Source organism: Lysinibacillus sp. UBA6686 (assembly GCF_002455205.1).
Classification (GTDB): Bacteria; Bacillota; Bacilli; order Bacillales_A; family Planococcaceae; genus Lysinibacillus; species Lysinibacillus pakistanensis.
This window is the reverse complement of record NZ_DKJS01000073.1, coordinates 43,506-57,840: the sequence shown is the minus strand read 5'-3', so window position 1 is coordinate 57,840 and position 14,335 is coordinate 43,506. Positions and strand designations below refer to the sequence as shown.

Below are 14,335 nucleotides of genomic sequence, written 5' to 3'. Positions count from 1 at the left end.
AGATTAATTATGAAAAATTTACTTTATACAAGATTTTGGCGGCTGCATTTTTTCGCAGCACTTTTTATTACGCCATTGCTTCTATCACTAACATTGAGTGGAATTGGTTATCTTTTTTTCACAGATGTTGAGAATCAGTTATATGATGATTACTTCTTTGGCAAAAGTCATAAAGAAGAGATCTTAACAATTGATGAAGCCGTAGAAAAAGCGGAAGCGGCATTTGCAGGATATTCTACTACTAAAGTGATTATGTTAGAAGAACCATATAATACTCGTTTAACATTATCAAATGGGAAAGAAGAGAAATACGTATTTTTAGATGACAATAATCAAATGGTTGGCAGTCAGGATGCTAATTATACATTTTCAAATATTATGAGAAATACGCATAGCTCCCTATTTATTGGTGGTACATTTGTCAATTATTTAGTAGAACTAGCGGCATGCTGGACGATCTTTTTATTACTGTCAGGACTTTATATGACCTTTAAAGGGAATTTATTGAAAAAGCGCAAGTCTGAAAATAAACGGCAAAAAAGTAAAAGATACCATGCGCTTGTTGGGACATTCATTACGATTCCAATGGTGATGTTCATTTCTACAGGGCTTTTATGGTCTGCCTTTCAAGGTTCGATACTTGCTGATATAGCGTCAGAAAGCCCAACTTTCGGTTACCCATTATTACAGCAAAAGCCACCAACTTCTGATGTGTCTGAAATTCCATGGGCAACCCGTCAATTAGAAGCACCAACATCTGAGGGTGAACATGCTCAGCATCATGGTGGAGGCGCTGTCCGTTATACAAACGACAACCAAATTTCGATCGCTAATCTTGAAAAAGAAATCACTGCCATGAATATCGCCAAGCCTTTTTCGATTATTTATCCTTCAAACGCTGAGGGCGTCTATACAGTAGCAAAGGCTAGTAACTCTGGTGTAACAGGTCTCGATGTCAAGCCTACAGAAGAAGCAACTATGTATTTTGATCAATATAGCGGCAAGTTTATTGATCAAGTTAACTACGAGGATTATGGTATGTTGGCTAAGTTCTTTACATGGGGAATTCCTTTACATGAAGGTCACTTGTTCGGATGGCCAAATAAGTTATTAAACCTTGTTGTCTGTCTAGCCTTTTTAGCAGTGATTGCGTGGGGAATTCGCACTTGGGTTTTACGGAAGAAAAAAGGGGAGCTATCTGCGCCACCACAAATTTCTCATAAAATTTCAATACCTTTCGTTAGTTTCCTCATACTTTTAGGAATTTTAATGCCATTGTTTGGTGCCTCATTGATAGCTGTGGTGTTGATTGAATTCATTATCTTAGGCTGGCAAACAAAGAAGAAATTATGGGCAGAAGAGGTTAAATAAAAATAATATCGATACGGCATTGCAGTGAATGTGCCGTATCTTTTTTTCGTTAGAAAGCGGAATACTATATTATTGATGAATTGTTTATAGATTTTTCAGCATGTTTTTATAAAGTTTTAAGATTTGTATGATACATTGCTAATAGTTTCAGCATATTGGGGGAATGCATATGTCTATTAAAACAAGGTTTTTGCTATCTTATGTAGGGGTAATTATTATTGCTATCACGCTTTTATTAGCATCGGTTTTTCTTTTTTCCTTTGCGATAACAGGTGATGTCAAAGCAATTGAGCATTTTTACAAAAAATCCTATGTACAAAAGCCTTTAACAACGGTAGAAGAAAATGCTTTTCTAGATTTAAAATTACTGGCAAAAAATAATCCCCTCCAGCTATTAGACATAGAACAGCTACAAAAAATAAATGCACCATCCATTGAAACCGTTGTGCGAAAAGATCATCAAATTATTTATGCATCACAGAAAGATCATGAAAAATTATTGCTCAAAAGTTTACCAGGTTTTGAAGCAACCAATATTAATTCACGCGACACAATTATGATTAATCAAGCATTTTATACGTACGTTAAGTTCGATTTTTATTTTCCTGACAAATCAGAGGGTAGTATTTTTGTTTTGAGAGAGGTTAGTTCCCATGCGGAATTAACACGAGAGCTTTTACCTATTCTTCTAGGTATTTTATTTCTATTATTTATGATGATTATCGGCTTATTAAATTATCTAGTATCTAGAAGTATCATCAATCCAATTTCAGCTTTAAGGGAGGGTGCTGAGCGGATTAAATCAGGGGACTTAGATTTTGAAATTACTTCTCGCTCGAATGATGAAATTGGTCAGCTCAATCGATCATTTGAGGAAATGAGAGTAAAGCTAAAGGAATCCGTCAAACTTCAGCTTCAATATGAAGAAAATCGCAAAGAATTATTATCAAACATCTCGCATGATTTAAAAACGCCCATGACCTCAATTATTGGCTATGTAGAAGGGATTAAAGATGGCGTGGCAAATACAGAGGAGAAAATGGATAAATATTTAACAACCATCTATACGAAGGCAAAGGATATGGATGTATTAATTGATGAGCTCTTCTTATTTTCTAAATTAGACTTAAAGAAGATTCCTTTTCAAATGGAAAGTGTGAATCTTCATCAATATATGCACGATTATGTAGAGGATGCTAGCTTTGACTTTATTGCAAGAGACATTCATATTCAATATATATCATGGGGTTTAGCTCTTTTTGCCATGGCTGATCGGGATAAATTAAGACGAGTACTGTCGAATTTATTAAGCAATAGTGAAAAATATATGGATAAACCATACAAGCAAATTATTATTTCCCTGCATGAGCAAGTAGATGATGCAATTATACAAGTAACAGACAATGGTATGGGCATAGAACCTACAGCTTTACCGTATATTTTTGATCGTTTTTATCGTGCGGAGCCCTCTCGAAATTCGCAAACAGGAGGTAGTGGTTTAGGGTTGGCTATTGCGAAACAAATCGTGCTTGAAATGGGTGGCGATATTTGGGCGAAGAGCGAATTAACTAAGGGGACTAGCATATTCATTTCACTGAAAAAGGCTGAGGAGAGGGTGAGAGAAAATGAAAAAAATACTGCTAATTGAAGATGAAGTGAGCATTGCGGAGCTCCAACGTGATTATTTAGAGATCAATGATTTTACTGTAGACATACAGCATAATGGAGAGGATGGGCTGAAGCAGGCAATACAGGGTGATTATGATTTAATAATTTTGGATATTATGCTTCCAGGGATGAATGGCTTTGAAATTTGTAAACAGATTCGTGCAGTGAACAACATCCCAATATTATTTGTTTCAGCCAAAAAAGAGGATATTGATAAAATTCGTGGCCTTGGTCTAGGTGCAGATGATTATATTACAAAGCCATTTAGTCCAAGTGAACTTGTCGCTAGGGTCAAGGCACATTTATCAAGATACGAGCGTCTAGCCACAAACCAGCAAACGAACCATATGATGTCCATCCATGGCATTACAATCGATACATCTGCCAGAAAGGTCTTCGTGAATGGCGAAGAAATTTCCTTTACCACAAAGGAATTTGATTTGCTCGTGTTTTTTGTCAAACATCCAAATCAAGTATTAAGTAAAGAGCAGCTATATGAAAGGAACTGGGGCTATGAATCGGCTGCGGATGTTTCCACAGTCACGGTGCATATCCGAAAGCTTCGTGAAAAAATTGAACATGATCCAGCTCAGCCAAAATTTTTGGAAACTGTGTGGGGGGCAGGATACCGCTTAAATGTTTAAAAGAGAATATCTGGTTGTGATAGAAGGGACTTTTATAAGTTTTTATCTTTTCATTGAGGTTAATGGATTATTTAACATTACCACTTACGCTAAAGAAAGTATGGCGACATCCTAACAGAGAGGGTGGTGTATGACAGTTGAAGAAAATGCAGGCAGTCATCATAGCTTTAACATTTATACTTCAAGGATGTGCCTCAAATGATACTGAGGCTATAAAGCTTGATAAAGGAGGAAATGAGGAGATGGCTACAGATTTGACTAGTCAATTGTTTCAAGCAGTAGAAAAAGGGGAATTGGTCGCGCTCCAAAATGCTTTGGATCAAAAGGTGTATATCAATGCTCAGGATTCAAAAAAAAGAACAGCATTAATGATTGCCACGTACAATCAGGATGTGGAAGCAGTAAAATTATTGATTGATGCAGGTGCCAATGTCAATATTCAGGATGATTTACTAAATACGCCTTTTCTATATGCAGGTGCGGAAGGTTATCTGGATATATTAAAACTCACGATTCAAGCAGGCGCAGATCCTACCATTGTAAATCGCTACGGAGGAACGGCATTAATTCCGGCAGCAGAGCATGGTCATGTCGAGGTCATAGAGGAACTATTGAACGATACGACTATTAATGTCAACCATGTGAATCTTTTGGGATGGACTGCATTGATGGAGGCAATTGTTCTAAATAATGGAAACCCAATACAGCAAACGGTAGTTCAATTATTAATTGACCATGGTGCCGATGTGAATATACCAGATAATGATAATGTGACACCATTACAGCATGCGAAAAAGCAAGGATTCAAAGAGATTGAAAATATCCTTATTGAAGCAGGTGCTGAATAAAGGGATATAGGCTTCTTTGGTATTGACGGTGACAAAGGCAAATGTACCACCTAGGCTATAGCAACATGTGAGGAAAGGTAATTACAAATAGGTAAAATCTCGTCACAACGTGGCGAGATTTTTTATTATAGCCAGCCTTTCTCACTAGCAACTTGAGCAGCTTGCTGTCTAGATTCAACTTGAAGCTTTTGAATAGAGGTCGATAAGTAATTGCGAATAGTACCTTTTGTTAAGAATAATTGTTTACTGATTTCTTGAGTGGTCAAGCCTTCCTTCACCAGCTGTAAAACGGCAATTTCTCGCTCATTCAAAGGATTGTGCTCCTTCATAAATAAGGTAGCGGCTAAATCCTTACTAACAACCTTTTCACCCTGCATAATTTTTCGAATAGTAGCAATTAAATAATCTATCGGTTCATCCTTCAGTAGATAGCCGTGCACCTCACAATCCATTGCTTTTTGTAAATAGCCAGGACGTGCAAACGTTGTGACAATCATCACTTTACAGGGTAAATGAGCCTCTTTAATTTTTTCAGCAAGCTCTAATCCTGATAGATTAGGCATTTCAATATCTACTAAGCAAACATCAGGTAGCTCCTGTTGGATGTAGTCCCATGCTTTTTGCCCATCTGAAACTTCAGCTATTACCTCAATATCTGGTTCAAATGACAAAAGCGATGTTAAGGCACCCCGTAACATTTGTTGGTCCTCTGCTAGTAAAACACGTATCATGTTGGAGGCTCCTTTCCATCTTGAATTGGTATGCTGAATAACACCCTCGTACCTGTTGGTGTATTCCCTTCAAACATGGCATCACCTTGAAGAGCATACATTCTTTCTTTCATCGAGTTGATGCCATTACCAAGTCCTTTTTGTTGTATGCCAATCCCGTCGTCTTTGATAATAAGCCTATATTGGCCATTTTGACATTGTATCGTAATTTGGCAGTTTTTTGCCTTGCTATGTTTGAGCATATTGGTAGTAGCTTCTCGTACACATAAAGCTAGCATCGTTTCCTCTACACTTGAAAGAACAATTTTAGGGCAGTAATTGTTTATAGTTGTAGTAATATTAGCACTTTGTAGAAGCTGCTGGCAGTGAAGTAGTTCCGTATGTAACGAAACAAAATTCATATCAGATACTAGCTCACGTACTTGTTTTAAGGCTGTACGTGTTGTAGCTAATATATCATTTAGTTCTTGTTTAACGCTTGTAGGATCTCGATCAATAAGTTTTGTTGTAAGTTCTGTTTTAACTTTAATCATCGTTAGGGTATGACCAATCGTGTCATGAAGATCTCTAGCAATACGCTGTCTTTCCTCTTGTTGAACGAGCTGGGTATTGACATCAGCCAATTCGGATTGTAGATTTTTCGACTTTTCTACATAATAAATGAGAACAGGGAATACCAATTGAATAATCATCATGGGTGCTAGTACCTGTGATTCAATGGGTAATAGGGAATCTGTGGTCATCCTTATGACGACTAAAAACATGACTGCAATGCCTAGCATACCACAAGCGATATGCCATTTAGATTTAGCTCTTCCTAATAAATCTGCAAATGTAAATCCGAAGATAAGCATGAAGATGTCCTCGTAAATACCCAAGATGCTAATAACAACGAATCCTACAAGTGACGCAAGAAGCATCTTCCAATCCTGATACCATAAAGCGAAATAGAAAGCACCTAAGTACAAGCCTAAGACAGCTATTTTTGCCGGGAAGGGGAGCGCTGAATCTGACCATAACACCATTGTTATCAGGACAATCAAGGATACGGTATCGATGATTAAATAATGCTTTACTTGCTCTCTGGGATAAATTTTTATTGCTTACACCGTCCTTTGTTGCTTAATGCTTTGTCATGGCTTGAATGGTTTTTTTTCGAATCCACTCCAACGGGCCTATAAGAAACTGCTGCTGCCAAAATGATGCTAGAACTAGTTGAAGGCAAGATAGAGCTAGCCAAATGCTAATAATAAGAATGCTATTTAATTGTCCTCCAAGCCCAAGCCCCCATCCATAAAAAATAATAGACGCAAGTACGTTTTGTAGGACATAACAGCTCAAAGACATTTTGCCAACATCTGCAAAGCGGTGCCAAAGCCAATCTAGCCTCTTATATTCTACCAGCTTACCAAAAATTCCAATATAGCCAATCGATAAAATCGGCGCACATAAATAACGAACAGGAAAATCAAAAAGTCCTCCAGGAATAAAAATAAGAAGATTTAAAGGGATACCAATGAATACACCGATTTTGAAGAGCTTTTGTCGAGCCTGACGACCTTTGTCTGTCGATGAAAAAACCTCATTACGCATAAACTTTACACCTAGTATAAATAAAAAGACATTCATAGGGATAATAAAAATAGCTTCCGTGCGATAAAACAAAAAGTTTGTCAGGCGATGCTGTACTTGAGCTAGCCATGTGCCATTTTCATATAGTGCAGCGACTGACTCCATGCCATTGAAGGAAACCATTGCCCCTTGTAATGAGCTTATAAAAATAAGCATAATCAAGAGGATGTGAAAGCTACCAAAAAGATAGAACGCCCATGTCATTGCTTTGTCGCCTAATCTTATAATAAAGGCAACGATGAAAGCTGTTACAGCATAGCTCATTAGAATATCATATTCCATGACAAGGGTGTAATGGAGTAGCCCTTCCAAACCTAAAAAAATAATTGTCCAAAGGTACATGCCAGGCCAAGTATTTCCTTTTCGTAACGCTTGCTGATATTTTAATTGTAAGCCTACGCCAAACATAATTGTTAACAGCCCAAGCAGCTTACCATTGACTAAAAATAATACTAACATTCGTAAAAAATCATTCAAGGACCACCAACCACTATAGTTACTTGTTGTGATATACGATAGATCGCCAAGATAGGCAAAAATCCAGATGTTTGTGCCAAGAGTTCCTAAAACGGCGAAGCCTCTTAACATATCGATAAAGGGGAGTCTTTGTTGTGTTTGCATATGTTCCATCACTCTTTCTTTGTTTTCTTACATTAATGATAAGAAAGGGCAGAGAGAAAACCTATTCACAGCAGTCAAAGGATTTTTATGACACCTGTCATAAAGTGATGAAACAATAAAACCAGCAACGCTTTGGGTGCTGGCGAAATGCAATTATTTTGTACAGGAGTAAATACGATAGTCCAAAATTTTTTCGTATTTAACGCTCATGGCGATATGTTGATCCATTTTATCATATAGCGCTGATTCAATATCTTTGGAGAAATTAAATTCAGGCTTTGATGAGATAGATTTATTTTTTTGTATGCGAATATTATGGAAACCAGCCTGCTGCAATAAGACTACCCAATCCTTTTTCATCAGGAGAGCATCAAATCCGTAAAATTGTTGGATGTCTTCTACTTGTTGAGAGGGCAGTAATTCTGGAATGGTGAATTCAATGGCAATGAAGCGTCCACCTCGCTTCAATAAACGATAAATCTCCTGTAATGCACGTTGTTGATCTACAAAAGCAAGAACTGATTCAGCGAGTATCAAGTCAAATGACTCATTTGGTAATGTAGTTTGCACAATAGAGCCTTGAATGATGTTAACAGGCAAACGTGTTTTTTTCATTCTGTGACGAGCTTTCTCTATCATGATGGGATTGATATCTATTCCCGTTACATTGGCTTGAAAGTGAGTAGCCAAATAGGCAGCCGTTTGCCCTGTACCACACCCGACATCTAAAATATGTGAAGTCTGTTGAATGCTCTCTGCTTTAAATAGTTCCTTCGATAGATTAATGCCACCAGGGTGTGCGCCCCCAACCCCCAATTTAGCTAAAAATTCGAGATAAGTAGAACCTTGAATAAAAACCACCTTCTTTTTTCATATAGTATGAGAAAGAAACTAGTATGGTTCCTTCAAAATATCATGCTGTAGGGCCAAACACTAGAGTTCCATATTTTTTTGGTTTAGACAAAAATATAATATTTTTAGCTACTTCTTCAAAAGTCTAATTTAGAAATGGCATAAGCGCATATACTAGTTAGAAGCTTTCTGATAGGGGGTGAATCAATGCCATATTTTCAGCCGAATTTTAGAAGAGGACCATATCAGCCAAGCAATAGACAATATTTTGAACCTCCTTTTCGAGGTAGAATGATGCAACCTTCCTACTTTCCAAACCAACAATATCAACCTTCTAGATTAGGAAATTTGCCAAATCATTTAAATACGATTATGGGGCATGCTGGCACGATTACGAATGGAGTAAATATGTTAAGGCAGATGGGAGCATTTTTAAGTTTATTTAGATAAAAGGAAGAAACCCTCTTAAGAAAATTTCCTACTTGAGAGGGTTTCTATTATGGATGAATGGACTGGGAGGAAGTTGTTTATCGATAATGGAGCGGTTTTTTCTATAAATAGTTTATAGTATGAGAGGACACTAAACCATGGCGATAGGCAATCAGGCAAGGCTCATTGCTCCCATCTCAATAATGTCCTTATTTACAAAACATTAATAGGATTGGACAGAGTAATATAAATTCGACATTTCGCATTTTTTCAATTGTTATTTTTTGAGGGCTAATGATGTCCCCTCCAACAGCTAAAAGCATCGTTTGGGTTGAATGTCTTGCTCGAACAGGGGGGTGCACACTAGCTTTTCGGGATAAAGTAATTCACCGAGCTGTGATTGACTTTCAATTGCAATCCACGTATTCCACTATAAAAGGCGCTATACAAGCCAGTAGGACCTTCACCTATAATCGGTGCATCATCAACATGTTGCATTTTTATTGCCATTTTCTTAATCAATAGTAAAAAAGTAATTGACAAAATCTTATCAGAAAACTAGACTAATTCTAGTGATAATGATTATCATTTTTAACTGTGCCTATCATAGCATGGAATGAAGTAAAAAGAAAGAGAGGGTCCAAATTGCGTTTAGAAGTTGAATCGATTCGTGTTGGCTATGAAAATAAAACGATTGTGCATGGCTTATCGTTACAAATTCCAGATGGCAAAATCACAACGATCATTGGTTCCAATGGCTGTGGGAAATCCACCTTATTAAAGGCCATTACACGTATTTTAAAGCATGAGAGTGGACAGGTCATACTCGATGGTCAAAATATTTCCAAGATGAAAACGAAAGATTTAGCAAAAGAACTGGCCATCTTACCACAAAGTCCAGAAAGTGCACATGGTTTAACAGTGGAAGAGCTTGTATCCTACGGTCGATTTCCCTATCAAAAGGGCTTTGGCAATTTATCACAAAAGGATAAAGATGTTATTGACTGGGCTTTACAGGTGACAAAAACCGAAGACTTCCGCGTGCAATCTGTAGATGCTTTATCAGGTGGACAGCGTCAACGAGTATGGATTGCGATGGCATTAGCTCAAGAAACTGACATCATCTTTTTAGATGAGCCGACAACGTATTTAGATATGGCACATCAATTAGAGGTTTTAGAGCTGCTTTACAGGCTGAATGAAGAACAAGGGCGCACGATTGTCATGGTACTCCATGACCTAAATCAAGCGGCACGTTTCTCTGATTATATTGTGGCACTGTCACAAGGGGAGCTTGTAAAGTTTGGAACAGCTGAGGAAGTTATGGTTCCAGAAGTATTAAAAAAAGTGTTTAATATTGATGCGGTTATTGGCCAAGATCCACGAACAAACAAACCAATGTGCATTACATATAACTTATTACAAACAGTATAAGAGGAGAATGACAATGAAAAAGTGGTTATTACCAATGTTTATGATGCTCGTACTAGTCCTTGCGGCGTGCGGCAATAAAGAAGAGAAAACTGAAAAGGCTGATGAAGGCTCAAAAGAAGCAACTTCAGCAGAAACAATCACATATCAATCTGAGGCAGGTCCTATTGAAGTTCCAGCAAACCCAAAACGTGTAGTCGTGTTATCTTCTTTTGTAGGGGATTTATTACAGCTAGATGTGAATGTTGTTGGTGTGGATGCATGGGCAGCCAAAAATCCAAACTTCGAAGATGCCATTAAAGATGCAGTCGTTGTTGAAAACACAGATATTGAAAAAATTCTTGAGTTAGAGCCAGATTTAATCATTGGCTTAAATGGTATTGAAAATGCTGATAAATTATCCGAAATTGCACCGACTGTATTATTTACGTATGGAAAAGTGGATTATTTACAGCAATTTATTGAAATTGGAAAAGCAGTGAACAAAGAAAAAGAAGCAACAGCATGGGTAAAAGATTTTAAACCACGTGCAGCAGAAGCTGGTAAAAAAATCAAAGAAAAAATTGGTGAAGATGCGACTGTAACAGTGGCAGAAAACTTTAATAAACAATTTTATATTTATGGCGATAACTGGGGTCGTGGAACAGAGATTTTATATCAAGAAATGGGCTTGAAAATGCCTGAGAAAGTAAAAGAAACTGCTTTAGAGCCGGGATACTATGCTATTTCTCAAGAAGTTTTAGGGGACTATGCAGGTGACTATGTGATTTTCAGTATGTTCCAAGACCAAGATAATTCTTTTACAGATGCAACATGGTTTAAAGATTTAAAAGCGGTGAAAAATGGTCACTTATTTGAAGTGAATGCGAATGCCTTTTATTTCAATGACCCGATTACATTAGAACATCAACTGAAGTTCTTTGAAGAGAAATTTTTACAATAATTAGTAGAGAGTAGCGAAGGCAAATGACAAAGTTTCGACAGTTTCCATTTTGGCTTCAGGTATTACTTGCATTGTTCGTATTAATCGGCACGGCTGGTATCTCGCTGTGCCTAGGTGCAGCGAATACGAGCATTCAGGATGTTTATCAAGCAATTGTCGGACAAAGTGGTGGCAAGCATTACACGATTTTACGTGAAATTCGATTTCCTCGTATCATTGCTGCTATTTTTGTTGGCAGTGCACTGGCAGTGGCGGGGGCGATTATGCAGGGGGTTACACGAAATCCATTAGCTGATCCGGGGCTACTTGGTTTAACAGCAGGGGCAAATGCTGCCCTTGCTTTAACGATGGCATTTATCCCGAAATTCTCCTATTATACATTAATTTTAGCTTGCTTTATTGGAGCTGGCATTGGCATGATGATCGTTTATGGGATTGGTGCTTCTACCAAGAAAGGCTTCTCTCCATTGAGGCTTGTTTTAGCAGGTGCGGCAGTGACTGCTTTATTACAAGCGATCGCTGAAGGAACAGGCATCTTATTTCAAATTTCCAAGGATGTATCGATGTGGACAAGTGGTGGCTTTATTGGCACAACATGGCAGGCCTTATTGATCGTCCCTGTGATTGTCCTTGGGCTATTACTGTCATTTGCTTTTAGTCGTCAATTAACGATTTTAAGCTTAAATGAAGAAGTAGCGGTCGGTATTGGGCAAAATACAACATTGATTAAAGGAATCATGATGTTTGTTGTTGTCATTCTGGCAGGCTCTGCAGTGGCACTCGTTGGGAATCTAGCATTTGTTGGCTTAATGGTGCCGCATATTGTTCGTGTGTTTGTAGGGACAGACTACCGTTTTGTATTACCGATGAGCGCCATTGTTGGTGGTTGGTTTATGGTGACGGCTGATTTTGCAGGGCGCATGATTAATGCACCATTTGAGACGCCAGTCGTAGCGATTATCTCAATTCTTGGTCTTCCATTCTTCCTATTATTAGTGCGGAAGGGAGGACGACAATTTGTTTAAAGAAGGTCGCAAAAAACAACGAAAATGGTTTTTTACTTGGTTTGTAGTAACGCTATTGATTTTTGTTATGGGTATTTCATTAGGACCAGCTTCTATTTCTATAGATCGCATTATCCCAACTTTGCTGGGGGATGGTAGTTTTAAAGAGTCCTTTGTATTATTATCCGTGCGATTACCAAGAATGTTTGTACTGACAGCGGCAGGAATGGCATTAGCATTAGCGGGAGCTGTCCTGCAGGGGGTTACACGCAATGATTTAGCAGACCCCGGCATGATTGGGATCAGTTCAGGAGCAGGTGTTGGGATTACTGTCTTTTATCTATTAGTAAACGGTGATCTTCCTCACTTTGCTTACGTTTTACCAGTGGTGGGCTTTTGTAGTGCTTTATTGACAGCGCTTTGCATATATTTCTTCTCTTATCAACGTAATAAAGGGGTGCACCCTATTCAATTTATTTTAATAGGGGTAGGTGTAGCCTCTGCCTTATCTGGGGTTATGATGGTATTAATTTCCTCAGCAGAGCGGAGTGATGTACAATTTATTGCGCAATGGCTAGCAGGCAACGTTTGGGGAACGGATTGGCCATTTTTCTGGGCTTTAGTGCCTTGGCTTGTGCTTGGTATTCCTTATATTTTCTATAAATCCAATGTCTTAAATGTCTTAGCCATGACAGAGCAAACAGCGGTTGGTCTAGGTATGAATATTGGCCGCGAACGATTACGCTTATTAATTGTAGCCGTGGCACTAGCAGCAGCCGCAGTTTCTGTAACAGGTGGTATAGCTTTTATTGGTTTAATGGCCCCGCATATTGCAAAGCAACTAGTCGGTCCACGCTATCAGTTCTTTTTACCATTGACATTGTTTATTGGAGCGAGCTTGCTGATGCTAGCTGATACAATTGGACGTGTTGCGCTTACGACAGCAACCGTTCCTGCTGGAATTGTTGTTGCTTTTATCGGCGCACCATACTTTTTGTATTTATTAAGGAAGAATGTATGAGCCTGTAGATAGAAAGCAGAAAGGTAATAGCAAACAATAGTGAATGCGTAAATAATTGTACTTTTTATCTAAAAAAAATAATGAAATATTTATTTTATGATCTTTGTATTTTAAGTTTTTGGGAACCTCATTTGTGGAGGTTCTTTTTTTGTATAATCATGGTAGGAGGTGTAAAAATGATTTTATTAGCACGTCAAACTTCGGAGTTACAGAAAATACTAGAGGTAATTGTAAGGAGACTGCCTAGAACCTACAATGAGTACTTCAATTATTATGAGCATTTACGACGCATCCAGGCAGGTTTCGCTGGCGAACTGCGCGTTGATGAAGAATGGCAGGAATTAGATTTACCATCCCCTCATTTTATTCTCCATGATTTTCAAGTGATAAATCACGCCGGTTCTACTCACCAAATGGATACCATTTTTCTCTGTCCTCACTTTTTACTCATCCTAGAAATTAAAAATATCACAGGAATCCTCTCCTATGATGCATCCTTCGCTCAATTTATACGGACAACAGCAGATGGCACTATGGAAGGAATGTCTGACCCATTTCAGCAACTTGAGCGGCATGTGGCATGGATGAAAAGGCTGATCCAACAAGAACGCCTTAGCTTACCCATTCTACATGCTGTAGTGTTGGCAACGAAGAATGGTATCTTGACAGAAGATTTTAGGGGTCAACCTATATTTCATGTGACGGGATTACGCTCCCAAATGCAAAAATGGTTAGAGCTGCATCCCAGCGTAAAGAAAAGAGAAGATTTGTTTCGATTTGCCAACCTTCTCTTGACTATGCACACAAGGGTTAAAAGAGAGATTAATGTACCTCTCAGGGATATTGTGAAAGGAGTGTTATGTACAAATTGTGTGGATGGTCAGCCATTAAGGTATCACTACAAAAAATGGCTTTGCCCAAGATGTGGATTAGTGGATCGTGATGCTTTGATTAGGACGCTTGAGGACTACCGATTATTAGTTGGCACAAAGCTAACAAATAAAAGCTTTTGCGAGTTCTTTGCCATCGATTCTCCAAACCTGGCATACAAGTTGTTGCAGCAACTACCTCTGAAAGCGGAGGGGATAAAAAGGCATAGAAAGTATTGGATTATGGAGTAGGCGTTTGCAGTTTTAGGAG

At 38.2% G+C, this 14,335-nt stretch carries 14 protein-coding genes; 10 read left to right on the top strand and 4 right to left on the bottom strand.

The window, feature by feature from the left end; translation table 11 throughout:
* Positions 1-9 precede the first annotated feature (9 nt).
* From B2R82_RS19225 to B2R82_RS19210, 4 genes are all read left to right on the top strand, one after another.
* Positions 10-1,371: a PepSY-associated TM helix domain-containing protein gene (locus tag B2R82_RS19225; protein WP_286926468.1), complete on the top strand. Its 1,362-nt coding sequence runs from the start codon at positions 10-12 to the stop codon at positions 1,369-1,371.
* A gap of 169 nt (positions 1,372-1,540) precedes the next feature.
* Positions 1,541-3,019 (top strand): sensor histidine kinase, encoded by a 1,479-nt coding sequence (locus B2R82_RS19220; protein WP_286926467.1) that lies wholly within the window; start codon positions 1,541-1,543, stop codon positions 3,017-3,019.
* Positions 2,997-3,683 (top strand): response regulator transcription factor, encoded by a 687-nt coding sequence (locus B2R82_RS19215; protein ID WP_286926466.1) that lies wholly within the window; start codon positions 2,997-2,999, stop codon positions 3,681-3,683. Before B2R82_RS19220 ends, B2R82_RS19215 begins: the two co-directional genes overlap by 23 nt.
* Before the next feature lie 146 nt (positions 3,684-3,829).
* Positions 3,830-4,531: an ankyrin repeat domain-containing protein gene (locus B2R82_RS19210; protein WP_286926522.1), complete on the top strand. Its 702-nt coding sequence runs from the start codon at positions 3,830-3,832 to the stop codon at positions 4,529-4,531.
* A gap of 125 nt (positions 4,532-4,656) precedes the next feature.
* Here the strand turns inward: B2R82_RS19210 and B2R82_RS19205 are convergent, their stop codons facing one another.
* From B2R82_RS19205 to B2R82_RS19190, 4 genes are all read right to left on the bottom strand, one after another.
* Entirely contained in the window at positions 4,657-5,262 is a 606-nt protein-coding gene (locus B2R82_RS19205; protein ID WP_286926465.1) for a response regulator transcription factor, read from the bottom strand.
* Complete coding sequence (locus B2R82_RS24115; RefSeq protein ID WP_376781227.1) at positions 5,259-5,885, bottom strand: sensor histidine kinase; 627 nt, start codon at positions 5,883-5,885, stop codon at positions 5,259-5,261. Before B2R82_RS24115 ends, B2R82_RS19205 begins: the two co-directional genes overlap by 4 nt.
* 499 nt (positions 5,886-6,384) lie before the next feature.
* Positions 6,385-7,515, bottom strand: a complete 1,131-nt coding sequence (locus B2R82_RS19195) for a DUF418 domain-containing protein (protein WP_286926463.1) — start codon at positions 7,513-7,515, stop codon at positions 6,385-6,387.
* A 153-nt stretch (positions 7,516-7,668) separates the two neighbouring features.
* Entirely contained in the window at positions 7,669-8,331 is a 663-nt protein-coding gene (locus tag B2R82_RS19190; protein WP_286926462.1) for a class I SAM-dependent methyltransferase, read from the bottom strand.
* Positions 8,332-8,574: 243 nt separating this feature from the next.
* On the opposite strand from B2R82_RS19190, the gene B2R82_RS19185 reads away from it, so the two are divergent.
* The 6 genes from B2R82_RS19185 (at position 8,575) to B2R82_RS19155 (ending at position 14,316) form a co-directional block, all read left to right on the top strand.
* Positions 8,575-8,817, top strand: coding sequence for a hypothetical protein (locus B2R82_RS19185; RefSeq protein WP_286926461.1), 243 nt, complete (start codon positions 8,575-8,577; stop codon positions 8,815-8,817).
* A gap of 624 nt (positions 8,818-9,441) precedes the next feature.
* Positions 9,442-10,230 carry an ABC transporter ATP-binding protein gene (locus B2R82_RS19175; RefSeq protein ID WP_286926460.1) on the top strand — a complete coding sequence of 263 codons (789 nt, stop codon included), beginning with the start codon at positions 9,442-9,444 and terminating at the stop codon, positions 10,228-10,230.
* A gap of 13 nt (positions 10,231-10,243) precedes the next feature.
* Positions 10,244-11,170: an iron-hydroxamate ABC transporter substrate-binding protein gene (locus B2R82_RS19170; RefSeq protein ID WP_286926459.1), complete on the top strand. Its 927-nt coding sequence runs from the start codon at positions 10,244-10,246 to the stop codon at positions 11,168-11,170.
* Between the two features lie 23 nt (positions 11,171-11,193).
* Positions 11,194-12,195 (top strand): FecCD family ABC transporter permease, encoded by a 1,002-nt coding sequence (locus tag B2R82_RS19165; protein WP_286926458.1) that lies wholly within the window; start codon positions 11,194-11,196, stop codon positions 12,193-12,195.
* Positions 12,188-13,195 (top strand): FecCD family ABC transporter permease, encoded by a 1,008-nt coding sequence (locus B2R82_RS19160; protein ID WP_286926457.1) that lies wholly within the window; start codon positions 12,188-12,190, stop codon positions 13,193-13,195. Before B2R82_RS19165 ends, B2R82_RS19160 begins: the two co-directional genes overlap by 8 nt.
* Positions 13,196-13,371: 176 nt before the next feature.
* Complete coding sequence (locus tag B2R82_RS19155; RefSeq protein WP_286926456.1) at positions 13,372-14,316, top strand: nuclease-related domain-containing protein; 945 nt, start codon at positions 13,372-13,374, stop codon at positions 14,314-14,316.
* Positions 14,317-14,335 lie beyond the last annotated feature (19 nt).

Coding starts and splice junctions, on each gene's coding strand:
- B2R82_RS19225 (WP_286926468.1), top strand. CDS start 10: ATGAAAAATTTACTTTATACAAGATTTTGGCGGCTGCATTTTTTCGCA.
- B2R82_RS19220 (WP_286926467.1), top strand. CDS start 1,541: ATGTCTATTAAAACAAGGTTTTTGCTATCTTATGTAGGGGTAATTATT.
- B2R82_RS19215 (WP_286926466.1), top strand. CDS start 2,997: ATGAAAAAAATACTGCTAATTGAAGATGAAGTGAGCATTGCGGAGCTC.
- B2R82_RS19210 (WP_286926522.1), top strand. CDS start 3,830: ATGCAGGCAGTCATCATAGCTTTAACATTTATACTTCAAGGATGTGCC.
- B2R82_RS19205 (WP_286926465.1), bottom strand. CDS start 5,262: ATGATACGTGTTTTACTAGCAGAGGACCAACAAATGTTACGGGGTGCC.
- B2R82_RS19195 (WP_286926463.1), bottom strand. CDS start 7,515: ATGCAAACACAACAAAGACTCCCCTTTATCGATATGTTAAGAGGCTTC.
- B2R82_RS19185 (WP_286926461.1), top strand. CDS start 8,575: ATGCCATATTTTCAGCCGAATTTTAGAAGAGGACCATATCAGCCAAGC.
- B2R82_RS19170 (WP_286926459.1), top strand. CDS start 10,244: ATGAAAAAGTGGTTATTACCAATGTTTATGATGCTCGTACTAGTCCTT.
- B2R82_RS19165 (WP_286926458.1), top strand. CDS start 11,194: ATGACAAAGTTTCGACAGTTTCCATTTTGGCTTCAGGTATTACTTGCA.
- B2R82_RS19155 (WP_286926456.1), top strand. CDS start 13,372: ATGATTTTATTAGCACGTCAAACTTCGGAGTTACAGAAAATACTAGAG.